At 73.2% G+C, this 21,494-nt stretch carries 21 protein-coding genes; 9 read left to right on the forward strand and 12 right to left on the reverse strand.

What is annotated here, in order from left to right; genetic code table 11:
* The first annotated feature begins 31 nt into the window (after positions 1 to 31).
* A complete protein-coding gene (locus AQI95_RS14295; RefSeq protein WP_067122360.1) occupies positions 32 to 316 on the forward strand; it encodes a DUF6332 family protein in 285 nt (94 codons plus the stop codon).
* Here the strand turns inward: AQI95_RS14295 and AQI95_RS14300 are convergent.
* The 3 genes from AQI95_RS14300 to AQI95_RS14310 form a co-directional block, all read right to left on the reverse strand.
* Positions 277 to 942: a response regulator gene (locus AQI95_RS14300; protein WP_067122362.1), complete on the reverse strand. Its 666-nt coding sequence runs from the start codon at positions 940 to 942 to the stop codon at positions 277 to 279. The two genes, AQI95_RS14295 and AQI95_RS14300, sit on opposite strands and share 40 nt — an antisense overlap.
* On the reverse strand, positions 939 to 2,162 hold the full coding sequence (locus tag AQI95_RS14305; RefSeq protein WP_107121649.1) for a sensor histidine kinase: 1,224 nt from the start codon (positions 2,160 to 2,162) through the stop codon (positions 939 to 941). Before AQI95_RS14305 ends, AQI95_RS14300 begins: the two co-directional genes overlap by 4 nt.
* Positions 2,163 to 2,295: 133 nt before the next feature.
* The gene (locus tag AQI95_RS14310; protein ID WP_067122366.1) at positions 2,296 to 2,982 is read right to left on the reverse strand and encodes a TetR/AcrR family transcriptional regulator; all 687 of its coding nucleotides are present in this window, start codon (positions 2,980 to 2,982) and stop codon (positions 2,296 to 2,298) included.
* A 126-nt stretch (positions 2,983 to 3,108) separates the two neighbouring features.
* On the opposite strand from AQI95_RS14310, the gene AQI95_RS14315 reads away from it, so the two are divergent.
* A complete protein-coding gene (locus tag AQI95_RS14315; RefSeq protein WP_067123118.1) occupies positions 3,109 to 3,558 on the forward strand; it encodes a nitroreductase family deazaflavin-dependent oxidoreductase in 450 nt (149 codons plus the stop codon).
* On the opposite strand, the gene AQI95_RS14320 is transcribed toward AQI95_RS14315, so the two are convergent.
* Positions 3,548 to 4,798 (reverse strand): geranylgeranyl reductase family protein, encoded by a 1,251-nt coding sequence (locus AQI95_RS14320; protein ID WP_067122368.1) that lies wholly within the window; start codon positions 4,796 to 4,798, stop codon positions 3,548 to 3,550. The two genes, AQI95_RS14315 and AQI95_RS14320, sit on opposite strands and share 11 nt — an antisense overlap.
* 131 nt (positions 4,799 to 4,929) lie before the next feature.
* Between AQI95_RS14320 and AQI95_RS14325 the strand changes: the two genes are divergently transcribed.
* Together AQI95_RS14325 and AQI95_RS14330 are read left to right on the forward strand one after the other, a co-directional pair.
* A complete protein-coding gene (locus AQI95_RS14325) occupies positions 4,930 to 6,285 on the forward strand; it encodes a dipeptidase (RefSeq protein ID WP_067122370.1) in 1,356 nt (451 codons plus the stop codon).
* 61 nt (positions 6,286 to 6,346) lie between these two features.
* A complete protein-coding gene (locus AQI95_RS14330) occupies positions 6,347 to 7,051 on the forward strand; it encodes an MBL fold metallo-hydrolase (protein ID WP_067122373.1) in 705 nt (234 codons plus the stop codon).
* 48 nt (positions 7,052 to 7,099) lie between these two features.
* On the opposite strand, the gene AQI95_RS14335 is transcribed toward AQI95_RS14330, so the two are convergent.
* Both AQI95_RS14335 and AQI95_RS14340 read right to left on the reverse strand, forming a co-directional pair.
* Positions 7,100 to 8,143 carry an NUDIX hydrolase gene (locus AQI95_RS14335; protein ID WP_067122376.1) on the reverse strand — a complete coding sequence of 348 codons (1,044 nt, stop codon included), beginning with the start codon at positions 8,141 to 8,143 and terminating at the stop codon, positions 7,100 to 7,102.
* Between the two features lie 142 nt (positions 8,144 to 8,285).
* Entirely contained in the window at positions 8,286 to 8,492 is a 207-nt protein-coding gene (locus AQI95_RS14340) for a hypothetical protein (protein WP_208614169.1), read from the reverse strand.
* A gap of 214 nt (positions 8,493 to 8,706) precedes the next feature.
* Between AQI95_RS14340 and AQI95_RS46485 the strand changes: the two genes are divergently transcribed.
* The 3 genes from AQI95_RS46485 (at position 8,707) to AQI95_RS14355 (ending at position 12,070) form a co-directional block, all read left to right on the forward strand.
* Complete coding sequence (locus AQI95_RS46485) at positions 8,707 to 9,060, forward strand: ADP-ribosylation/crystallin J1 (RefSeq protein ID WP_067122383.1); 354 nt, start codon at positions 8,707 to 8,709, stop codon at positions 9,058 to 9,060.
* Positions 9,057 to 9,836, forward strand: a complete 780-nt coding sequence (locus AQI95_RS14350; RefSeq protein WP_067122387.1) for a maleylpyruvate isomerase family mycothiol-dependent enzyme — start codon at positions 9,057 to 9,059, stop codon at positions 9,834 to 9,836. Before AQI95_RS46485 ends, AQI95_RS14350 begins: the two co-directional genes overlap by 4 nt.
* A gap of 206 nt (positions 9,837 to 10,042) precedes the next feature.
* A complete protein-coding gene (locus AQI95_RS14355) occupies positions 10,043 to 12,070 on the forward strand; it encodes an NPCBM/NEW2 domain-containing protein (protein WP_208614170.1) in 2,028 nt (675 codons plus the stop codon).
* A 183-nt stretch (positions 12,071 to 12,253) separates the two neighbouring features.
* On the opposite strand, the gene AQI95_RS14360 is transcribed toward AQI95_RS14355, so the two are convergent.
* Positions 12,254 to 13,204 (reverse strand): ROK family protein, encoded by a 951-nt coding sequence (locus AQI95_RS14360; protein WP_067122393.1) that lies wholly within the window; start codon positions 13,202 to 13,204, stop codon positions 12,254 to 12,256.
* Between the two features lie 264 nt (positions 13,205 to 13,468).
* Between AQI95_RS14360 and AQI95_RS14365 the strand changes: the two genes are divergently transcribed.
* On the forward strand, positions 13,469 to 14,518 hold the full coding sequence (locus AQI95_RS14365) for a LacI family DNA-binding transcriptional regulator (protein ID WP_067122396.1): 1,050 nt from the start codon (positions 13,469 to 13,471) through the stop codon (positions 14,516 to 14,518).
* Between the two features lie 78 nt (positions 14,519 to 14,596).
* Here the strand turns inward: AQI95_RS14365 and AQI95_RS14370 are convergent, their stop codons facing one another.
* Both AQI95_RS14370 and AQI95_RS14375 read right to left on the reverse strand, forming a co-directional pair.
* The gene (locus AQI95_RS14370) at positions 14,597 to 16,342 is read right to left on the reverse strand and encodes a serine/threonine-protein kinase (protein ID WP_067122399.1); all 1,746 of its coding nucleotides are present in this window, start codon (positions 16,340 to 16,342) and stop codon (positions 14,597 to 14,599) included.
* A gap of 112 nt (positions 16,343 to 16,454) precedes the next feature.
* Complete coding sequence (locus AQI95_RS14375; RefSeq protein WP_067122402.1) at positions 16,455 to 17,753, reverse strand: DUF6986 family protein; 1,299 nt, start codon at positions 17,751 to 17,753, stop codon at positions 16,455 to 16,457.
* Between the two features lie 213 nt (positions 17,754 to 17,966).
* On the opposite strand from AQI95_RS14375, the gene AQI95_RS14380 reads away from it, so the two are divergent.
* Positions 17,967 to 18,872, forward strand: coding sequence for an endonuclease/exonuclease/phosphatase family protein (locus tag AQI95_RS14380; protein WP_067122405.1), 906 nt, complete (start codon positions 17,967 to 17,969; stop codon positions 18,870 to 18,872).
* 58 nt (positions 18,873 to 18,930) lie between these two features.
* Here AQI95_RS14380 and AQI95_RS14385 read toward each other — a convergent pair whose 3' ends face one another.
* From AQI95_RS14385 to AQI95_RS14395, 3 genes are all read right to left on the reverse strand, one after another.
* Positions 18,931 to 19,893: an electron transfer flavoprotein subunit alpha/FixB family protein gene (locus AQI95_RS14385; protein ID WP_067122408.1), complete on the reverse strand. Its 963-nt coding sequence runs from the start codon at positions 19,891 to 19,893 to the stop codon at positions 18,931 to 18,933.
* A gap of 52 nt (positions 19,894 to 19,945) precedes the next feature.
* Positions 19,946 to 20,734, reverse strand: coding sequence for an electron transfer flavoprotein subunit beta/FixA family protein (locus AQI95_RS14390; RefSeq protein ID WP_067122410.1), 789 nt, complete (start codon positions 20,732 to 20,734; stop codon positions 19,946 to 19,948).
* A gap of 216 nt (positions 20,735 to 20,950) precedes the next feature.
* Entirely contained in the window at positions 20,951 to 21,460 is a 510-nt protein-coding gene (locus tag AQI95_RS14395) for a flavin reductase family protein (protein WP_067122413.1), read from the reverse strand.
* Between the last annotated feature and the right edge of the window lie 34 nt (positions 21,461 to 21,494).

Below are 21,494 nucleotides of genomic sequence, written 5' to 3' on the forward strand. Positions count from 1 at the left end.
CCGCCGGGCGCGGTTCTGTGACGCTGGGCGCATGTACGCACCCGGGGGACGCCGGACCGCAGCCCAACGGGACGCGGCGACGATCGAGATCGGCTACGCGCTGGTGAGCGCCACCTTCGCGGCGGCGGTGCTGTTCGGGGCCCTGGCCGGGCCCGCGTTCCTCTTCGACCTGCCGCACCTGCTGTCCAAGGCTCTGCTGCGGCTCGGCATGGCGGTCGCGCCGCTGGTGTTCGTGGCGCGGGTGGTGAGTGTGCTGGTGCGGTTCCGGCAGTCGGCTCAGCCCAGCCAGCCGGGCCGCACCAGCCCCGACTCGTAGGCGAGCACGACGAGTTGGGCGCGGTCCCGCGCGCCCAACTTCACCATCGTGCGGCTGACATGGGTCTTCGCCGTCAGCGGGCTGACCACCAGGCGGCGGGCGATCTCCTCGTTGGACAGGCCGATCCCGACCAGGGCCATCACCTCCCGCTCCCGCTCGGTGAGCCGGGCGAGGGCGTCTGCCGCCGCGGGCTCCTTGGAGCGGGCCGCGAACTCGGCGATCAGCCGGCGGGTGACGCCCGGCGACAGCAGTGCGTCACCCTGGACCACCGCCCGTACCGCGCGCAGGAGTTCGTCCGGTTCGGTGTCCTTGACCAGGAAACCGGAGGCACCGGAGCGGATCGCCTCGAAGACGTACTCGTCCAGCTCGAAGGTGGTGAGCATGACCACCTTCACGGCCCGCAGCTCCGCGTCGCGGGTGACGCGCCGGGTCGCGGCGAGTCCGTCCAGCAGGGGCATGCGGATGTCCATCAGGACGACGTCCGGCCGCAGTTCACGCACCAGGCGCAGCGCCTCCTCGCCGTCGGCGGCCTCACCGGCCACCTCGATGTCCGGCTGTGCGTCGAGCAACGCCCTGAAACCGGCCCGCACGAGCGACTGGTCGTCGGCGAGCAGTACCCGGATCACTGGTCCTCCCTGGTGTGCGACGGCAGTACGGCGAGCACCCGGAAGCCGCCGTCGGCGCGTGGGCCGGCCTCGATGGTGCCACCGAGCGCGGCCGCCCGCTCCCGCATGCCGGCCAGCCCGTTCCCGCTGCCCCCGGCGTCGGCGTCGGTGGCCGGCCCGTCGTCGTCGACGCGCAGCCGCAGCGTGTGCCCGTCGTGGGCGAGCCGCACGCGCGCGTGCCGCGACCCGGAGTGCCGTACGACGTTGGTCAGCGCCTCCTGCACGATACGGAAGGCGGCGAGGTCGGCGCCGGGCGGCAGCTGCGGCGGTTCGCCCTCGACCTCCACGGTCAGCCCGGCCGCGGCGGCCTGCTCCACCAGCTCCGGGAGCCGGTCCAGACCGGGGGCGGGGGTACGCGGCGCGGCGCCGGTCGCGCGCAGCGTGTCGAGGACCTGGCGCACTTCGCCGAGCGCCTCCTTGCTGGCGGCCTTGATGGTGGTGAGCGCGGCCCGGGCCTGCTCGGGATCGCTGTCGAGCAGCGCGAGCCCCATGCCGGCCTGGACGTTGATGACGGAGATGCTGTGCGCGAGGACGTCGTGCAACTCGCGGGCGATCCGCAGCCGTTCCTCGTCCGCGCGGCGCCGCGCCGCCAGCGCCCGGTCGGCGCGCTCCCGCGCCCACTGCTCGCGCCGTACCCGGGCCAGTTCGGACAGGGCGACGATGACCAGCACCCAGGTGGCGATGACGACCTCCTGGGTGAGGCCCGCGCTCTTGTCCCCCGAGGGCGGGAGCCAGCGGTAGAGCCACAGGGCGACCAGGGCGTGTCCGGTCCACAGAAGGCCGACCGAGGCCCAGGCGGCGGGCCGGTGGCCCGCGACGACCGCGCTGAAGCAGCTGACGGCGACGGTCAGGAAGACCGGGCCGAAGGGGTAGCCCGCGGCGAGATAGGCGAGGGTCACCGCGGCGGTACCGAAGGCCACGGCCACCGGGTGGCGCTGCCGCCACAGCAGCAGGACGCAGGCGATGAGCAGCAGCACGCGCGCGTAGCCGTCCAGGGGCACGCGGTGGGGCTGGCTGTGCGCCGCGAAGTTGGTGCCGATCAGGACGAACGCGGTGAGCAGCACGGTGGAGCGCCAGGGCAGGCGGCGGGCACGGTCCGGCCGCGTCCCGTCGTCGTCCGGGGCGCCGCGCCACGGGGGCCCGTACCGCCACCAGTGCGAGGGGGCGTGCTGCTCTTCCATGACGGCCACGCTAGACGCCGGCGGCACGGGACGACGTCAGCCGGACGAGGTGATCACGCGTACTCCCCGGGAAGTACGACACCCCGTACGCCCGCCGAAGACCCGCGCCACGTCCGGCTCGCCCGTCCCGGGCCTACCGAAGGCCCACGCCGTGCGCCAGTCCCGTGACCGCGTGGCGGAAGAAGGCCTCCCGGTCCTCCACGACCTTGTTGAACTGGCCGAACAGCTCGAAGCCCACCAGCCCGAACAGCTGCGCCCAGGCCGCCACCAGCGCCACGGCCACCTCAGGCGGAACGTCGGGGGCGAACTCGGCGACCATGCGCTCGCCCTCGGGGCGCAGCTCGGCGGGCAGGGGCGGCTCCGCGAGGCCGGCGCGCTCATGGGCGTCGCGGACGATGCCGATGAGGGCCAGGCCGACGCGGCCCGCGGCCCTGACGGTGGTCTCCGGGGCGGAGTAGCCGGGCACGGGCGAGCCGTAGATCAGGGCGTACTCGTGGGGGTGCGCGAGCGCCCAGCCGCGCACCGCCTCGCACACGCCCGTCCAGCGGTCCACGGGGGCGGCGCCCGACACGGCGTCACGGGCCTTCTCCGCGGCCTCGCCGAGGGAGTCGTAGGCGTCGATGATCAGGGCGGTCAGCAGTTCGTCGCGGCTGGGGAAGTAGCGGTACAGCGCCGAGGAGACCATGCCCAGCTCGCGGGCGACGGCCCGCAGCGAGAGCTTGGCCGCGCCCTCCCGCGCCAGCTGTCTGCGGGCCGCATCCTTGATCGCGACGGTGACTTCGATCCTGGCCCGCGCCCGGGCGCCCTGTGGGGTGCTCATATCAGCAGTGTGCCACGCAAGAGAGCACTGCACACAGAAGAGAGCAGCGCTCTTGATTTAGAGCGCCCGACTGCCCCACACTGGAGCCCATCGAGAGCACCGCTCTCCCAGACCGTGGGGGTCACCATGTCGACACACGTCAAGAAGCCGGGCTGGCTCACCGTCAACCTCCTCAACCGGGCGGTCGCGGGACTCACCGCGCTCGGGATCAGCGTCTGGGGTTCACGGGTCCTCGCGGTGCGCGGACGCAAGAGCGGAGAGTGGCGCACCACCCCGGTGAACCCGCTGACGCTGGACGGACAGCAGTACCTGATCGCCCCGCGCGGCCATGTCCAGTGGACCCGCAACATGCGGGCGGTCGGCGGCGGCGAGCTGCGGCTCGGCAAGAACGTGGACGTCTTCACCGCCACCGAGGTCGCCGACGACGACAAGGTGCCGCTGCTGCGGGCCTACCTCAAGCGCTGGAAGGCGGAGGTCGGAGTCTTCTTCGACGGCGTCGGGCCCGAGTCCCCGGACCAGGACCTGCGCCGCATCGCCCCCGACCACCCGGTCTTCCACATCACGGTCACGAACTGACGGGTTCGGCGGGTTCCTCCGCCGGGGCGGCCTGCCCCCGGTCCAGCGCCGCCAGGGCGCGCTGCGCGAGCGGGCGGGAGCGGACCAGCTCGCCCAGCGAGGTGGCGCCCCGGGTGATGTCCCGGAACGCCTTCCATGCCGGGCGGAAGCCGGTGAGGGCCGCGTGGAAGAGACCGGGGCGCTTCTCGAACGCGGTCAGCAGGCGCTTGCCGACGCTCATCTCGACGCCGAGCCCGGCCTTGACAGCGAACGCGTAGTTCAGGGCCTGGCGGCGGGTGTCGACCGCGTCGTGCGCCTCGGCGATGCGCACCGCCCACTCCCCCGCGAGCCGGCCGGAGCGCAGCGCGAAGGAGATGCCCTCGCGGGTCCAGGGCTCCAGCAGTCCGGCCGCGTCACCGCAGACCAGCACCCGGCCCCGGGACAGGGGCGAGTCGTCGGCGCGGCAGCGGGTCAGATGCCCGGAGGAGACGGCCGGTTCGAAGCCGGACAGGCCGAGGCGGGCGATGAAGTCCTCCAAGTACCGCTTGGTGGCGGCGCCTTCGCCGCGCGCGGAGATCACACCGACCGTCAGCGTGTCGCCCTTCGGGAAAACCCAGCCGTAACTGCCCGGCATCGGGCCCCAGTCGATCAGGACCCGCCCCTTCCAGTCCTCGGCGACCGGCTCGGGGACCGGGATCTCCGCCTCCAGGCCGAGGTCCACCTGGTCCACCTTCACACCGACATGGGCTCCTATGCGGCTGGCGCTGCCGTCGGCACCGACGACCGCATGGGCGAGCACCGTCTCACCGCCCTGGAGGACGACGGCCACCGTGCGCCGGTCGGGGACCGCCGAGCCGTGCTGCTCGACCCGCTGCACCGTGACGCCCGTGCGCAGCTCGGCGCCCGCCTTCTGGGCGTGCTCGACCAGCTGCTGGTCGAACTCGGGTCGGTTGATCAGCCCGAACAGCATCTGCTTGGAGCGCCGGGTGCGCGTGAAGCGGCCGTTGTTCGAGAAGGTGACCGCGTGCACCCGGTCGCGCAAGGGCAGCTCGAAGCCGGGCGGCAGCGCGTCGCGCGAGGGGCCGATGATGCCGCCGCCGCAGGTTTTGTAGCGGGGCAACTCGGCCTTCTCCAGCACGAGCACGCGCCGTCCCGCGACCGCCGCCGCGTAGGCGGCCGAGGCCCCCGCAGGTCCCGCGCCCACCACGACGACGTCCCACACCCGCTGCACGTCATCCGCCGAAGAGTTCTCGCCGCTCACGATGGTCTACTGCTCCGATCCAGCCGCTGCCGTACTGTCCCTCGCATCCTACGGCGGCCGTCGTCGCAGGCCACTGTGGGAGTATCGGGGGTATCACCCCGTACAACGTCGCACCCACGAGGAGCGTGCCCATGTCGTCGAATCCGGTCGCCGAGACCGTCGCCTCGCTGCTGCCACGAGCCAAGGCGGAGCTGGCCGAACTGGTCGCCTTCGCCTCGGTGGCGGACTTCGCGCAGTTCCCGAAGAGCGAGAGCGAGGGCGCCGCGAACTGGATCGCCGACGCCCTGCGCGCCGAGGGGTTCGTCGACGTGGCCCTGCTGGACACGCCGGACGGCACGCAGTCCGTCTACGGCTGCCTGCCGGGCCCGCAGGGCGCGAAGACGGTTCTCCTCTACGCGCACTACGACGTGCAGCCGCCGCTCGACGAGGCCGGCTGGACCAGCCCGCCGTTCGAGCTGACCGAGCGCGACGGCCGCTGGTACGGCCGCGGGAGCGCCGACTGCAAGGGCGGCGTCCTCATGCACCTGCTCGCGCTGCGCGCCCTGAAGGCGAACGGCGGCGTCCCGGTCACCGTCAAGGTGATCGTCGAGGGCTCGGAGGAGCAGGGCACGGGCGGCCTGGAGCGCTACGCCGAGGAGCACCCGGAACTGCTGGCGGCGGACGCCATCGTGATCGGCGACGCGGGCAACTTCCGCGTCGGCCTGCCGACGGTGACGACCACGCTGCGCGGCATGACCCTGGTCCGCGTGACGGTGGACACCCTCGCGGGCAATCTGCACTCCGGCCAGTTCGGCGGCGCCGCCCCGGACGCGCTGGCCGCGCTGATCCGGGTGCTGGACTCGCTGCGCGCCGAGGACGGCTCGACCACGGTCGACGGTCTGGACGCCGCCGCGCGGTGGGAGGGCCTGGAGTACGCCGAGGAGCAGTTCCGCGCCGACGCCAAGGTGCTCGACGGGGTCGGGCTGATCGGTGCCGGCTCGGTCGCCGACCGCATCTGGGCCCGTCCGGCGGTCACCGTGCTCGGCATCGACTGCCCGCCGGTCGTCGGCGCCACCCCGTCCGTGCAGGCCGGTGCGCGCGCCCTGGTCAGCCTGCGGGTCCCGCCGGGCGTGGACGCTGCGGAGGCGACCAAGCTGCTCCAGGCGCACATCGAGGCGCACGCGCCCTGGGGCGCCCGGGTCACGGCCGAGCAGATCGGTCAGGGCCAGCCCTTCCGTGCCGACCCCTCCAGCCCGGCCTATCAGGCGATGGCCGACGCGATGGCGGTCGCCTACCCCGGCGAGACCATGCAGTACGCGGGCCAGGGCGGCTCCATCCCGCTGTGCAACACCCTCGCCGGCCTGTACCCGCAGGCGGAGATCCTGCTCATCGGCCTGAGCGAGCCGGAGGCCCAGATCCACGCGCTCGACGAGAGCGTGTCCCCCGAGGAACTGGAGCGCCTCTCGGTCGCCGAGGCGCTGTTCCTGCGCAACTTCGCGGCGGGCTGAACCCTTCTGCCGTGGGCAGAGCGCCCTCGTCCGCGGACAGGGCGCCGCCTACGGTCGGCGCATGGACGTCATCGAGCTGCTTCCCCGCCTGCACCTCCTGCGCTTCGTCGTCGGCCAGGCCTATCTCTGGCGCGACGACGACGCCTTGACACTGATCGACGCGGGCACGATCGGTGCCGGCCCGGTGATCGCCGACGCGATCACGGCGCTGGGGCACGCGCCGGCGGACGTACGGCGGATCGTGTTGACCCACTTCCACGAGGACCACGTGGGCGGCGCGGGCGAGTTCGCCGCGCTGAGCGGTGCCGAAGTGCTGGCACACACCCTCGAAGCACCGATCGTCCGGGGTGAACTCCCCGGCCCGCCCGCGCGGTTCGAGGACTGGGAGCTGCCGTTCCACGCGGAGGCCGTCAAGCGGCTGCCCAAGGGCACACCGGTGCCGCCGGCCTCGGTCACCACGGTGTCCGACGGGGATGTGCTGGACTTCGGCGGCGGTGCTCAGGTCCTGCACGTACCCGGCCACACGGACGGCAGCATCGCCCTGTTCCTGCCCGCCGAGGGCGTGCTGTTCACCGGGGACACGGTGGCGGCCTCCCCCGTCGACGGCACGGTGATCCCGGGCGTCGGCAACCTCGACCTCCCCCAGCTCCTCGACTCCCTCGGCCGATTGGCCGAGCTGGACGCGGACGTCATGTGTTTCGGACACGGAGACGCGGTCGTCGGGGGCGCGGCCTCGGCTCTGCGCAAGGTGGCCGCCGGCCGCTGATCACGAGGTACGGCCCTTCGTCCGTCGCCGGCCGCGGTGAGCGGCGGCTCAGCCCACCGGTACTCCGGCCTCCAGATACAGGGCCGTTCCCCGCTCTCGGGCCCGCAGTGCCCAGCGCAGCCGCTCGTAGCGGACCGGTGGCAGCATCCCGGCGGCCTCCTGCTCGGTGGCGAAGCGCCAGTCGCGCAGCTCCGGGCCGGGCAGCAGCACCCCGGAGGCCTCGCCGGGCTCCAGCCGGCCGCCGTCGAACAGCAGACGCAGCCCGCCGAAGCCGGGGGGCACCGGGCGTTCCCAGTCGACGACGAGCAGGCGGGGCACCTCGCGCAGCCGTATCCCGGTCTCCTCGGCGACCTCGCGCATCCCGGCGCGGGCCGGCGCCTCGCCGCGCTCCACCACACCGCCGGGGAACTCCCAGCCGGGCTTGTAGGTGGGGTCCACGAGCAGCACTCTGTCCTGCTCGTCGAAGAGCAGCACCCCGGCGGCGAGGGTCTCGGCGGTCGGCTCCGGGGTCTGCACGATGTCGCAGGGCGGTACAGCACCGCTGCCGACGGCGTCGGCGATGCGGACGGCGGTGGCGTACGGCGTGTGGGCGCTGGTGTCCACGAGGTGGGCATCGGCGGTGAGCCAGGAGGCGAGGGCGGCGCGGTAGGGCTCGATGTGGTCGTAGGCCCACTGCCGCAGCCGTATCTCGCCGTCGGGCAGGTCCGGCGGGATCTCCCGCCCGGCTATCCGCTCACGCAGGATCGTTTCAGCCGGAGCGAGCAGCAGATGGTGCACGGAAATCCTGCGGGCGGCGAGGCCGCCGAAGATCTCGTCGCGGTACTCCTGGCGGAGCAGCGTCATGGGCACCACGAGGGTCCCGCCCAGCTCGGCGAGCAGCGCGGCCGCCGTGTCGACCACGAGCCGCCGCCAGATCGGCAGGTCCTGGAAGTCGCCGACCTCGGCGAGGCGCTTGGCCGGCAGCAGCTGCGTGAGCCCTCCGCCGATGACCTCGGGGTCGAAGAGCGTGCTGTTCGGGATCAGTTCGATCAGTTCCCGTGCAGTGGTGGTCTTCCCCGCACCGAACGCGCCGTTGATCCAGACGACGGTCACGGACTCCCCCTCTTCTGTTGGCCCCCTGAGGCTTGCCCGTTCCACCCTGCCACGGAAACCCCGCCCCGGTGAGGGCGCCGGAACGCCGGGGCCGGTGCCCCTTGCGGCGGGACACCGGCGCCTGCACCCCAAACCGTCGGATCTACTTCTCCCTGTTGCCGGTGTCGTCGATGCCGAAACTGTCCAGGGTGACCGGGGTGCCGCCGGCCGAGCCCAGCGTGTCCGTGACGTTGAGTTCGTCGAGGCTCGTCCCGGTGGGGCCCTTGTCCACCGCGTGGGAGGGGGTGACGGCGGCCACGACGAATCCGGTGGCCAGGGTGGCGATGGCGAGCATGCTGCGCTTCTTCATGGGCTGACCAACTGCGGATCGGGCCAGGGGTCACGCGGATACCCGCAAGCGGACGACTCCGGCTGCGGGCGGACGGGGCGCACGGCGGAATCCCAGCCGCCGGGGAGTGTCGACCGGGCCCGGAATCCGCTGGCACGCGCCCGTGCGGCGCCGGTATCGTCCGGCATCCCGCCCCGCCCGCTCCCGCGGCGGGCCCGACCAGAAATGCGCCGCCATGACCAGCCCGCCCCTGACCACGACCCTCTGGCGCCCCACCGGCCCCGCAGAGCTGGAGCTGGTCCGGGCGCTCGACCGGCGAGCCTGGCCGCCCCGGCTCCCGGAGCAGCCGATCTTCTACCCGGTCCTCAACGAGGACTACGCGATCCGGATCGCCCGGGACTGGAACGTCCGGCACGACGGCGCCGGATTCGTGACCCGCTTCGAGGTCGACACCGAGTTCCTCGCCCGCTACCCGGTACGGCGGGCGGGCGGCGAGACGATCCTCGAACTGTGGGTGCCGGCCGAGGAGTTGGACGAGTTCAACGCCCATATCGTCGGCCGCATCGAGGTCGTGCGGGAGTTCCGGTGAGCGGGTTCTCGGTCTTCGGCACCACGGACGACCGCGTCGAGGACGTCGCATGCTCGGGCGACCGGCTGCTGCGGACCGCGGCCGGTCTGTCCGACGACGCGCTGCGCGCCCCCTCGCAGCTGCCCGGGTGGACACGCGGCCATGTGCTCGCCCATGTCGCCCGCAGCGTGGACGCGTACGTCTGGCTGCTGCGGCTCGCGCACACCGGTCGGGAACCGGGCCCGCGCGCGGACGCGGCGACGCTGTCCGCGGCCGTCGAGCGGGACGCCGCCCTGTCCGCGGACCGGCTCGCGGCCCGGCTTCGGGAGAGCCTCGGCCTGTTCACGGCGCAGGCGCACGCGACACCCGCACCCGCCTGGGACCGCCTGGTCCCGGCGCTGGCCGGCTGGCTCCACCCGGCCCGCTATCTGCTGCTGCGCTGCCTGCGGGAGCTGGAGACCCATCACCTGGACCTGGGGCTCGGCCACGGCACCGACCAGTGGCCGGACGCATACGTCTCGTGGGCGCTGGACGACACCCTCGCCACGCTGCACGCCCAGGGCTTTCCGCTCGCCTCGGTGGAGGCCGTGGATCTGGGCCGGCGCTGGTCGCCGGCGGCCGAGGGCGCCTCGGTCGCCGGGCCCGGCCACCTGCTGCTCGGCTGGCTCGGCGGACGGATCCCGGCCGGCGCGCTGACCGGCGACCGCCCGGCGGACCACCTGCCCCGACCGCCCGCCTGGCCCCAGCCGCCCCTGCCCGGCTGGGGCCGTGTCGACGACGAGACGCACGCCCCGTAAGCCAACACATCCGAACGCTCGATCACACCCCCGGGGCGAAACCGCCCCGAGGGCAGGGCTTCTGACGGGGTTTCGAACAGTCGGGACACACCTCTTCCAACACAGTCCGACACGTCCTACCGTAAACGCGCACAGCCGACGTACAGATGACGCCCAGGCGGCGCCATGTCGTCATCCACCGTTCGCGAGTCGGAGGAACGTCCACGATGCGTCACCCTCACACCCGCACACCCCGTCGAAGAGTGGTCGGAGCGCTCACCGCGGGGCTGCTGTGCGCGGCGGCCCTCGCCGCCCCCGCACCGGCGGCCTTCGCCCAGACCCCCACCGCCGACGCCCCCGCCCTGGGCGACGGCCTCGCCCTCACCCCGCCGATGGGCTTCAACAACTGGAACTCCACACACTGCCGCGCCGACTTCGACGAGAGCATGGTCAAGGGCATCGCCGACCTCTTCGTGGCCAAGGGCCTGAAGGACGCCGGCTACCAGTACGTCAACCTGGACGACTGCTGGGCGCTGCCGCAGCGCGACGCCGACGGCAAGCTGGTGCCCGACCCGGCCCGCTTCCCGGGCGGCATCAAGGCCGTCGCCGACTACGTCCACTCCAAGGGACTCAAACTCGGCATCTACACGAGCGCCGGCACCAAGACCTGCAACAGCGCGGGCTTCCCGGGCGCCCTGGGCCACGAGTACAGCGACGCCGCGCAGTTCGCCGACTGGGGCGTCGACTACCTGAAGTACGACAACTGCAACAACCAGGGCGCCGACGCCAGGCAGCGCTACACGACCATGCGCGACGCGCTCAAGGCGACCGGGCGGCCCATCGTCTACAGCATCTGCGAATGGGGCGAGAACAAGCCCTGGCAGTGGGCGTCGGACGTCGGCCATCTGTGGCGCACCACCGGTGACATCAGCGACGACTGGGGCTCGATGGTGTCGATCCTCAAGCAGAACCTCCCGCTCGCGCCGTACGCCGGCCCCGGCCACTGGAACGACCCGGACATGCTGGAGGTCGGCAACGGCGGCATGACGGACACCGAGTACCGCTCGCACTTCTCCCTCTGGTCGGTCATGGCCGCGCCGCTGCTCATCGGCACCGACCTGCGCAAGGCCTCCCAGGCGACCTTCGACATCCTGGACAACAAGGAGGTCGTCGCCGTCGACCAGGACCCGCTGGGCAAGCAGGGCACGGTCGTCTCCTCCGCGGACGGACGCTGGGTGATCGCCAAGGAGATGAAGGACGGCAGCCGGGCGGTCGCGCTGTTCAACGAGTCCGGCACCGCGCAGCGGATCGCGACCACCGCGGCCGCCGTCGGCCTGCCCGACGCCCCCGCCTACACCCAGCGCGACCTGTGGGCGCACAGCAGCTACAACACCGCCGGCACCATCGCGGCCACCGTCCCCGCGCACGGCACGGTCCTGCTGCGGGTCTCGGCCGACCCCCGCTGGGCGGCCAACCCGCCCGCCGCCGAACTCGGCCTGGACGGCAGTCCGTTGCTGGAGGCCGCGACCCCGGCCACGCTGACCAGTACCGTCACCGACCTCGGCCGCACCGCGGCGCGCGGGGTGTCCGTGTCCCTGACCGGCCCCGACGGCTGGACCGTACGGCCCGCCTCGGCGACCACCGCCTCCGCCCTCGCCACCGGCAGGACCCTGCGCACCGCCTGGCGCGTCACCGCGCCGGCCGGGGCATCCACCGGCTCCTACGGCCTCACCCTGCGGGCGCGGTACCGCTCACCGGCCGGGCAGCGCGTCACCAGCATCCTCCCGCTGACCGCGGTCGTCGTGGTGCGGCCGCCCTCCGGGACGTCGTACCTCAGCGACCTGAACTGGGTGTCGGCGACCAGCGGTTGGGGGCCCGTGGAACGCGACACCAGCAACGGGGAGAGCGCCGCGGGCGACGGTCACCCGATCACCGTCGGCGGCACGGTGTACGCCAAGGGCCTCGGCGTACACGCGCCGAGCGATGTCTCCTTCTACACCGGCAAGGCCTGCCGGACGGTCACCGCGGACGTCGGCGTCGACGACGAGAAGGGCACGAAGGGCACCGTCGCCTTCGAGATCTGGGCGGACGGCACCAAGGTCGCCTCGACCGGCGTCCTGACCAACGCGATGCCCGCCCAGCCCCTCACCGCCGACGTCACCGGCGCCCAGGTGGTCCGCCTCGTCGTCACCGACGCCGCAGACGGCAACGACTCCGACCACGCGGACTGGGCGGACGCACGCGTGAGCTGCTGACGGCGGCGTGCCCGCCGGGGCGAACAAGCCCGTACGCGACCGCGGGTGCGGGTGCGTGGGAGCCGGTCGCATCCACGCGGCGCAGCCGCACACCGGCTCAGGCCCGCGCCCCTTCGGGAACCGCGGTCGCCTCGGCCGTCGAGGCGCCGCCCGGACGCCCGCTGCCGCGTCCGGCCGCCGCGGTCAGACCCCCGCCGTCGCGTCCGGGCGCCGAGCCAGTGCGGCGGCCGCCGCGCCGACCAGTCCGGCGTCGGTGCCCATCTGGGCGGGGACGACCGTCAGGCGCTGGACGAAGGACAGGGTGGCGTAGTCGGTGAGCGCCTTGCGCAGGGGCGTGAAGAGGATCTCGCCCGCGTTGCCGACGCCCCCGCCGATCACCGCGATGTCGATCTCGACCAGGGTCGCCGTGGCCGCGATGCCGGCCGCCAGCGCCCGGGCCGCCCGCTCGAAGGAGGCCACGGCGACCGGGTCGCCCGCGCGGGCGGCGGCGGCCACCGCCGCCGCAGAGGTGTCGCCGTCGGGTCCGGGCAGCCAGCCCTGCTCCACGGCGCGCCGGGCGATGTTGGGCCCGCTCGCGATCCGCTCCACGCAGCCGCGCGAGCCGCACGGGCACGGGTCGCCGTCGAGGTCGACGCTGATGTGCCCGATGTGCCCGGCGTTGCCGGTCGGACCGGGGTGCAGCCGGCCGTCGAGGACCAGACCGCCGCCCACGCCGGTCGACACCACCATGCACAGCGCGTTGTCGTGGCCGCGGGCGGCGCCCTGCCAGTGCTCGGCGGCCGTGATCGCCACGCCGTCGCCGATCAGCTCGACCGGGAGACCGCCGGTGGCCGCACGCACCCGATCGACCAGCGGGAAGTCGCGCCAGCCCGGCACGTTCACCGGACTGACGGTGCCCGCCGAGGCGTCCACCGGGCCGGCGCTCCCTATGCCGATGGCGCCGGCACGGCCCCACAGCGGTGACCCGGCGAGGTCGCCGAGCACGTCCTCGACGGCCTGCATGACCGTTTCGCCGTCCTGCTGGGCGGGTGTGGCGCGCTGGGACCGCGTCAGGATCCGTCCGTCGTCGTCCACCAGTGCGCCGGCGATCTTGGTGCCGCCGATGTCCAGGGCCGCCACGAGGTCGGTGTGCATCAGAGTCAGATCTCCCCGTTGAAGCTTGAGAACCAAAGAGAGGCAAGCCGGTCAGGCGGTGGGGGCGCAGCCCGGCCGAGAAAGCGGTGGACAGTGTCTCGCGCATCTGACAACGTTGTCCAGGCTCTATGCTCGACGCCACATCCTCATACAATCCGCGGATCGACGCACCACCCCGGACGCACCGTCTCGTGCGCACCGACACATCAGCACGAACGTGCCGATACCGCGGACCATACGGACGACAGGACAGGACGCCGCATCGTGCCCGACACCACCCGCCGCGCAGACAGCCTTCCCGGGAACCGCTACGGCAACCGCCCGACGATGAAGGACGTGGCGGCACGGGCCGGTGTCGGTCTGAAGACGGTCTCCCGGGTGGTCAACGGCGAGCCGGGCGTCACCCCGGACACCGAGCGCCGGGTGCAGGAGGCGATCGAAGCGCTGGGCTTCCGCCGCAACGACAGCGCCCGGGTGCTGCGCAAGGGCCGTACGGCGAGCATCGGCCTGGTCCTGGAGGATCTCGCCGACCCCTTCTACGGACCGCTGAGCCGTGCCGTCGAGGAAGTGGCCCGAGCCCATGGCGCCCTGCTGATCAACGGGTCCAGCGCCGAGGACCCGGAGCGCGAGCAGGAGCTCGCGCTGGCGCTGTGCGCACGCCGGGTGGACGGTCTGGTGGTGATTCCGGCCGGTGACGACCACCGCTATCTGGAGCCGGAGATCAGGGCGGGCGTGGCGACCGTGTTCGTGGACCGGCCGGCCGGGCGGATCGACGCCGACGTGGTCCTCTCCGACAACTACGGCGGCGCCCGGGACGGCGTCGCCCACCTGATCGCGCACGGCCACCGCCGGATCGGGTTCATCGGCGACATGCCCCGCATCCACACCGCCGCCGAGCGGCTGCGCGGCTACCGGGCAGCCATGGAGGACGCCGGGATACCGGTCGAGGACGAGTGGATGTCCCTCGGGGCGACGAATCCGGAGCGGGTGCGCCGGGCGGCCGAGGAGATGCTCTCCGGGCCCGCGCCCGTCACGGCGATCTTCGCGGGCAACAACCGGGTGACGGTCACCGTGATCCGGGTCCTGGCCGAGCGGACCCGCCCGGTCGCCTTCGTCGGCTTCGACGACTTCGAGCTGGCCGACCTCCTCCAGCCGGGCGTCACCGTCGTCGCCCAGGACGCGGCCGCCCTCGGCCGTACCGCCGCCGAGCGCCTCTTCCGTCAGCTGGACGGCGGGCTCGTGGCCCCGGAGCGCGTCGAGCTGCCCACCCGGCTGATCACCCGCGGCTCCGGCGAACTGCCCCCGGCGGACTGAGCGCCCCGGCCAACAGCGGTACAGGGTCGCGGAGTTCGGGATCGCCTCCTGCGCGCACCCGCACCGCCGTGCCGGTGGTCAGCAGACCGGAAGCCCGGGGACCGGGGCGTCGTCGTTCCCGCCCGTGAGGTAGACGTCGCTGACGTAGACACCCGTGTTGCCGCTGTCGTCGTCGGTCTTCGCCCACCAGACGTTCGTCCAGCGGCCGTAGGTCTCCCGGCGTCCCAGATCGGCCTGGCAGTAGAAGTAGTCGGTGCCGGCGTTCAGGGTGCCGGCTTCGGCGCCGGCGGCCGTGTAGGACGTGGTGGTGCGCCAGACCTGGCAGTCGTACCTGCCGCCGCCGTCGGACCGGCAGGCCGCCGCCGGGCCGGAGGTGTGTCCCGTACCGCTGCCCCGGGTCGGGCCGCGGGTGGGTTCGGCCGACGCGGAGGCGGGGGCGGAAGGGGAGGCGGAGGCGCGCGCGGACGGCTCGGCCTCGCCGGCGCCGCTGGGCTTCCCCGTGGGCTCGGCGTTCTTCCCACCGTCCCGGCTCGGGTGTCCGGGCTGCGGGGGCCGTGCGGTGCCGGACCGTTGCACGGCCGCGCCGCGGGGGTGGGAGGCGGCCGACGCGGAGTCCGTCCGCGGTGCTCCCTGGTCGCGCACCAGGGCCGCGGTGACCCCGGCCACGGCGAGCACGACGGCGACGGCAGCGGCGGCGAGCAGCGACCGGCGGCCCGTGCGGCGGGGCGCACCCGGGGCGGTGCTCAGGGGCCCGGTGGGGGCGCCGGACACGAGGGCGGGGGCCGGACCCGCGGGAACTGCCGGACCAGCCGGGCCTGTTGGGAGTGCCGGACCGGCCGGGCTCCCCGGCTCCCACCGCGGCGGGCCGAACCCCGTCGAGGTGGGCGGCGTGTCGCGTTGCGGCGGTGGGGGCGGTGTCGGGCGCAGGGTGGTGGTCGGGGTGTCCGGGGGCCTCGTCCGCGCCACGTCGTGCAGCGCCTCGCGGGCCTCCTCGGCGTCGGGGCGGGAGTCCGGGCGCTTGTCCATCAGGCGCCGCAGGACCGGTGCCAGCGGGCCCGCGCGGCGGGGCTCGGGGAGGGGCTCGGAGACGATGGCGGTGAGCGTCGAGTAGGTGGACGTACGACGGAACGGCGAGGCGCCCTCGACGGCCGCGTACAGCGTGGCGCCGAGGGCCCACACGTCGGCCGGCGGGCCGGGCTCGGCGCCCTGGGCGCGCTCGGGGGCCAGGTAGTCCAGGGAGCCGACGAGTTCGCCGCTGCGGGTGAGGCGGGTGGCAGAGCCGTCGCCGGGGTCGTCCATGGCGGCGATGCCGAAGTCGGTCAGGACGACGCGGCCGGAGCGCTCGAGAAGGATGTTGCCGGGTTTCACGTCCCGGTGCAGGACTCCGGCGTGGTGGGCGGCGGTCAGCGCGTCGCCCACCGCCGCGCCGATGCGCGCCGCCTCGTACGGGTCGAGGGTGCCGCGTTCGCGCAGGATGCCGTCGAGGGAGGGCCCGTCGATCAGCTCCATGACGATCAGCGGGCGCCCGTCGACGTCGGCGACGTCGTGCACGGCGACGACACCGGGGTGGCGCACCCGGGCGGCGGCGCGGGCCTCGCGCCGCATGCGCAGCCGCAGCTCGGACAGTTCCGGGCCGGCCGCGTCGGTGTAGGTCCGCAGTTCCTTGACGGCGACCTCGCGGCCGAGGATCTCGTCCACCGCCCGCCAGACCACTCCCATGCCGCCGCGCCCGAGCCGTGCGGTGACGCGGTAGCGCCCGGCGAGCAGCCGGCCGATCCCGTCGGTGTTGCCGTACTCCTGCGGTCCTTGCTCCCCCGGAGACACCGCCGCCCCGTTCCTGTGTCGTCCTTCGCCGCGTCCGCCTGTGATGCGTGGCGTCCAGCGTACGGGGCGGCGGTGACGCCTCGGACCCGAGGCGTCAGCCGTGACCTGACCGCTACTTCGCGAAGGCCGTCAGGTCACCGCGCCGGGGCGCCGCGAAGCCCTCCAGGTCGGCGCGGGTCAGGCCGGTGAGCCGGGCGACCTCGGCGATGTCGAGGGCGCCACAGTCCAGGCCGCGCAGCAGATAGCCGCCGAGGGCCTTGGCAGTGGCGGGCTCGTCCATGACGTCGCCGCCCGCGCGGTTGGCGTAGCGGGCGAGGCGCGCCGCCGCCTGCTCGAAGCCCTCGCGGTAGAAGGCGAAGACCGCGGCGTAGCGGGTCGGGATGTGGCCGGGGTGCATGTCCCAGCCCTGGTAGTAGGCGCGGGCGAGGGCCCGCCGCGTCAGGCCGTAGTGCAGGCGCCAGGCGTCGTGGACCTTCTCCGTGGGACCGACGGGCAGCACGTTCGTGGAGCCGTCGGAGACCCGGACTCCGGTGCCCGCCGCCGCGACCTGCATGACCGCCTTGGCGTGGTCGGCGGCCGGGTGGTCGCTGGCCTGGTAGGCCGCTGAGACGCCGAGGCAGGCGCTGTAGTCGAAGGTGCCGTAGTGCAGCCCGGTGGCGCGGCCCTCGGCGGCCTGGATCATCCGGGCGACGGTGGCGGTGCCGTCGGTGGCGAGGATGGACTGGCTGGTCTCGATCTGGATCTCGAAGCCGAGCCGGCCGGCGTCCAGGCCGTGCACCTTCTCGAAGGCCTCCAGGAGGCGTACGAAGGCGGTGACCTGCTCGGCGTAGGTCACCTTGGGCAGGGTCAGGACGAGGCCCTCGGGCAGGCCGCCCGACTGGATCAGGCCGGTGAGGAAGACGTCGAGGGTGCGGATGCCCCGGTCGCGTACCGGCGCCTCCATGCACTTCATGCGGATGCCCATGTACGGCGCCGCCGTGCCGTCCTTGTACGCCTGCGCGATCAGCCGGGCGGCACGGGCCGCGGCCTCGTCCTCCTCGGCGTCGGGGCGGGGGCCGTAGCCGTCCTCGAAGTCGACGCGGAGGTCTTCGATCGGCTCGCGCTCCAGCTTGGCGCGGACGCGGGAGTGGACCGGCTCGGCCAGTTCGTCGGACAGGCCGAGGACCGCCGCGAAGGAGGCGGCGTCGGGGGCGTGCTCGTCGAGGGCGGCGAGGGCCTGGTCTCCCCAGGAGCGGACGGTGTCGGCGGCGAAGGCGTCACCGGGGACGTAGACCGTGTGGACGGGCTGCCGGGTGCCGGGGTCCCCGGGGTAGCGGCGCTCCAGCTCCGCGTCGACCGGTGCGAGGGAGGCGCTGATCTCCTCGCTGACGGCGCCCGCGAGGCTCGTCGCCACCTTGTCCTGCTGACCCATCCCACACCCTCCAATTTTTCCGCACTACGGAATCAACAATCCGTATAGCGAAGTTATCCGCCAACCTTCCCGCTGGTCAACACCGCATTCCGTTCGCTCCACCCGACCATCCCGGCGTGTTCGCATCCATCCGGCACCGTGCGGGGCCGCACTGCCCTACCGTCACAGCGCATCCGCACCGACCCGCCCGCAGCCGCCGCAGAAGGAGCGCCCGTGCCGAACCTCAGCCGCCTCACGCGCCGTATGGGCCTGAGGACCGCGTTGGCGGCCACGATCCCCATGTCCCTGTCCAGTACAGCACTGTGCGCGGAACCCGCCTCGGCCGGCGAACGGCACGGCGACTGCCTGCGCGTCATGTCGTTCAACCTGCGCTACGCGAGCACCGCCGAGCCCAACAGCTGGGCCGCCCGCAGACCGGCGATGCGCGCCCTGCTGCGCAGCGAGCCCCTCCACCTCATCGGCAGCCAGGAGGGCCTCTACCAGCAGCTGCGCGACATCGAGACCGACCTCGGGTCCCGCTACGACTGGATCGGCACGGGACGCGCCGGCGGCAGCCGTGACGAGTTCATGGCGATCTTCTTCGACACCCGCCGGCTCGCCCCGCAGGAGTACGACCATTTCTGGCTCTCCGACACACCGGAGGTGATCGGGTCCAACACCTGGGGCGGCGGCTCCATCCGGATGGTGACCTGGGTCCGGTTCCGGGATCTGCTCGACGGCGACCGGGAGTTCTACTTCCTGAACACCCACCTCGACAACCACAGCAGGAAGGCACGCGCGCGTGCCGCCGCCCTGATCGCCCGGCGCGTCGCCGGGCTGGACCGCACGCTCCCGCTCGTCGTCACCGGCGACTTCAACGTCGCCGCCGGCAAGAACCCGGTCCACGACACGATGCTGGGCGCCGGCCTGGTCGACACGTGGGACACGGCGGCCGAGCGCAGCGCCCTGTACGGCACCTTCCACGGCTACAAGCCGCTGACGCCGGACGGCGACCGCATCGACTGGATCCTCGCCACCCCGGGCGTCACGGCGCACCGGGCCTCGATCGACACCTTCTCGCTCGACGGCCGGTTCCCCAGCGACCACCTGCCGGTGCGGGCGTCCCTGACGCTGGGATGAGGCGAGGCCCCCGTGACCGTCTGCACGGTCACGGGGGCCTCGTGGAGCCAGGCGGATCTCAGCCCTTGCGGGACTTGATCTCCTCGGTCAGCTGCGGGACGACGTCGAAGAGGTCGCCGACGACGCCGTAGTCGACCAGCTCGAAGATCGGGGCCTCGGCGTCCTTGTTGACAGCCACGATCGTCTTCGAGGTCTGCATACCGGCGCGGTGCTGGATCGCGCCGGAGATGCCGTTGGCGACGTACAGCTGCGGGGACACGCTCTTGCCGGTCTGGCCGACCTGGTTGGTGTGCGGGTACCAGCCAGCGTCGACGGCGGCGCGCGAGGCGCCGACGGCCGCACCGAGGGAGTCGGCGAGCGCCTCGATGATCGCGAAGTTCTCGGCGCCGTTGACACCACGGCCACCGGAGACCACGATCGCGGCCTCGGTCAGCTCCGGACGGCCCGTGGACTCGCGCGGGGTGCGGGCGGTGACCTTGGTGCCGGTCGCCTTGTCCGAGAAGGTCACGGCGAGCGCCTCGACACTACCTGCGGCCGGGGCGGCCTCCACGGCGGCCGAGTTCGGCTTGACCGTGATGACCGGGGTGCCCTTGACGACCCGGGACTTGGTGGTGAAGGACGCGGCGAACACCGACTGGGTGGCCACCGGGCCCTCCTCGCCGGCCTCGAGGTCGATGGCGTCGGTGATGATGCCGGAGCCGATGCGCAGCGCCAGGCGGGCGGCGATCTCCTTGCCCTCGGCGGAGGACGGGACCAGCACGGCGGCCGGGGAGACGGCCTCGTGGGCGGCCTGCAGGGCCTCCACCTTCGGCACGACCAGGTAGTCGGCGTACTCGGCGGCGTCGTGGGTGAGGACCTTCACCGCGCCGTGCTCGGCGAGCGTGGCGGCGGTGTCGGCGGCGCCGTTGCCGAGCGCGACGGCGACGGGCTCGCCGAGGCGGCGGGCCAGGGTCAGCAGCTCCAGGGTGGGCTTGCGGACGGCACCGTCCACGTGGTCGACGTAGACGAGGACTTCAGCCATGGGAATGCTCTCCTGCGTAAGGAAGTTGAGGGGCGGTCAGCGGGGGCGAGCCTTAGATGAACTTCTGGCTCGCGAGGAACTCAGCGAGCTGCTTGCCGCCCTCGCCCTCGTCCTTGACGATGGTGCCGGCCGTGCGGGCCGGACGCTCGTTCGCGGCCTCGACCTTGGTGAACGCGCCCTCGAGACCGACTTCCTCGGCCTCGATCTCCAGGTCCTCCAGGTCCCAGGACTCCACCGGCTTCTTCTTCGCCGCCATGATGCCCTTGAAGGACGGGTAGCGCGCCTCGCCCGACTGGTCGGTGACGGAGACGACCGCCGGGAGCGAGGCCTCGAGCTGCTCGGAGGCCGCGTCGCCGTCACGACGGCCCTTGACCACGCCGCCCTCGACGGAGACCTCGGACAGCAGGGTGACCTGCGGGACACCGAGACGCTCGGCGACCAGCGCGGGCACGACACCCATGGTGCCGTCCGTGGACGCCATGCCGGAGACGACCAGGTCGAAGCCGGCCTTCTCGATCGCCTTGGCCAGCACCAGGGAGGAGCCGATGGCGTCGGTGCCGTGCAGGTCGTCGTCCTCGACGTGGATGGCCTTGTCGGCACCCATGGACAGGGCCTTGCGAAGCGCGTCCTTGGCGTCCTCGGGGCCGACGGTCAGGACGGTGATCTCCGCGTCGTCGTCCGCCGCCTCCTTGATCTGCAGTGCCTGCTCGACCGCGTACTCGTCCAGCTCGGAGAGCAGACCGTCCACGTCGTCGCGGTCGACGGTCAGGTCATCGGCGAAGTGCCGGTCGCCAGTGGCGTCGGGCACGTACTTCACAGTGACAACGATCCTCAAGCTCACGCCGGCTCTCCTACTGCATCGACATTTCCGGGCTGCCTCTTGCAGGCAGCATAGGCGCCTCAAGCGGCCGATCCCGGTCGGGGCGTCCGCGCGCTCCGACCGAAATATTACTCGTCAGTACACCCAGTTCACGACCGCTAAGCAAGCGCTTTGAACTGTGACCTTCGCAACGCAGCGTAACCGGAACTCGACGGGCCCGCCGCAGACCGCGTGCGATCAGTCCCGCAGGCCGTTGAAGCATCCCTGGTGATACAGCAGCGGGCGGCCGGAGCCGGAGGGATCGCCGAGGACGACCTCGGCGAGCACGATCCGGTGATCACCGGCCGGGACGCGGCCGACGATCCGGCAGACCAGCCAGGCGAGCACGCCGTCGAGCACCGGTACGCCCTCGGGGCCCTCGCGCCAGACGGTCGGGGCGCCGAAGCGGTCGGCGCCGCTGCGGGCGAAGGTGGCGGCCAGCTCGCTCTGGTGCTCACCCAGGATGTGGACGCCCAGGTGGTCCCGCTCGGCTATCGCGGGCCAGCTGGAGGCGCCTGTGCCGATCCCGAAGGAGAGGAGCGGGGGGTCGGCGGAGACGGAGGTGAGGGAGGTGGCGGTGAAGCCGACCGGGCCGGAGTCACCGCGGGCGGTGATCACCGCCACACCGGCGGCATGGCGCCGGAAGGCGGAGCGCAACAGGTCGGGAGAGGCGAGCCGAACGGTGCCGAGGTCGGGCGAGGCCGTCATGGAGTTGTCCTTCTGCTGGAGGTCACGAGCCGGG

This window comes from Streptomyces yokosukanensis (assembly GCF_001514035.1).
GTDB lineage: Bacteria > Actinomycetota > Actinomycetes > Streptomycetales > Streptomycetaceae > Streptomyces > Streptomyces yokosukanensis.

Excerpts from the sequence above, each read along its gene's own strand:
- AQI95_RS14295 (WP_067122360.1), top strand. The coding sequence starts at position 32 with ATGTACGCACCCGGGGGACGCCGGACCGCAGCCCAACGGGACGCGGCG.
- AQI95_RS14305 (WP_107121649.1), bottom strand. The coding sequence starts at position 2,162 with ATGGAAGAGCAGCACGCCCCCTCGCACTGGTGGCGGTACGGGCCCCCG.
- AQI95_RS14310 (WP_067122366.1), bottom strand. The coding sequence starts at position 2,982 with ATGAGCACCCCACAGGGCGCCCGGGCGCGGGCCAGGATCGAAGTCACC.
- AQI95_RS14315 (WP_067123118.1), top strand. The coding sequence starts at position 3,109 with ATGTCGACACACGTCAAGAAGCCGGGCTGGCTCACCGTCAACCTCCTC.
- AQI95_RS14325 (WP_067122370.1), top strand. The coding sequence starts at position 4,930 with ATGTCGTCGAATCCGGTCGCCGAGACCGTCGCCTCGCTGCTGCCACGA.
- AQI95_RS14330 (WP_067122373.1), top strand. The coding sequence starts at position 6,347 with ATGGACGTCATCGAGCTGCTTCCCCGCCTGCACCTCCTGCGCTTCGTC.
- AQI95_RS14340 (WP_208614169.1), bottom strand. The coding sequence starts at position 8,492 with ATGAAGAAGCGCAGCATGCTCGCCATCGCCACCCTGGCCACCGGATTC.
- AQI95_RS46485 (WP_067122383.1), top strand. The coding sequence starts at position 8,707 with ATGACCAGCCCGCCCCTGACCACGACCCTCTGGCGCCCCACCGGCCCC.
- AQI95_RS14355 (WP_208614170.1), top strand. The coding sequence starts at position 10,043 with ATGCGTCACCCTCACACCCGCACACCCCGTCGAAGAGTGGTCGGAGCG.
- AQI95_RS14360 (WP_067122393.1), bottom strand. The coding sequence starts at position 13,204 with ATGCACACCGACCTCGTGGCGGCCCTGGACATCGGCGGCACCAAGATC.
- AQI95_RS14375 (WP_067122402.1), bottom strand. The coding sequence starts at position 17,753 with ATGGGTCAGCAGGACAAGGTGGCGACGAGCCTCGCGGGCGCCGTCAGC.
- AQI95_RS14385 (WP_067122408.1), bottom strand. The coding sequence starts at position 19,893 with ATGGCTGAAGTCCTCGTCTACGTCGACCACGTGGACGGTGCCGTCCGC.
- AQI95_RS14395 (WP_067122413.1), bottom strand. The coding sequence starts at position 21,460 with ATGACGGCCTCGCCCGACCTCGGCACCGTTCGGCTCGCCTCTCCCGAC.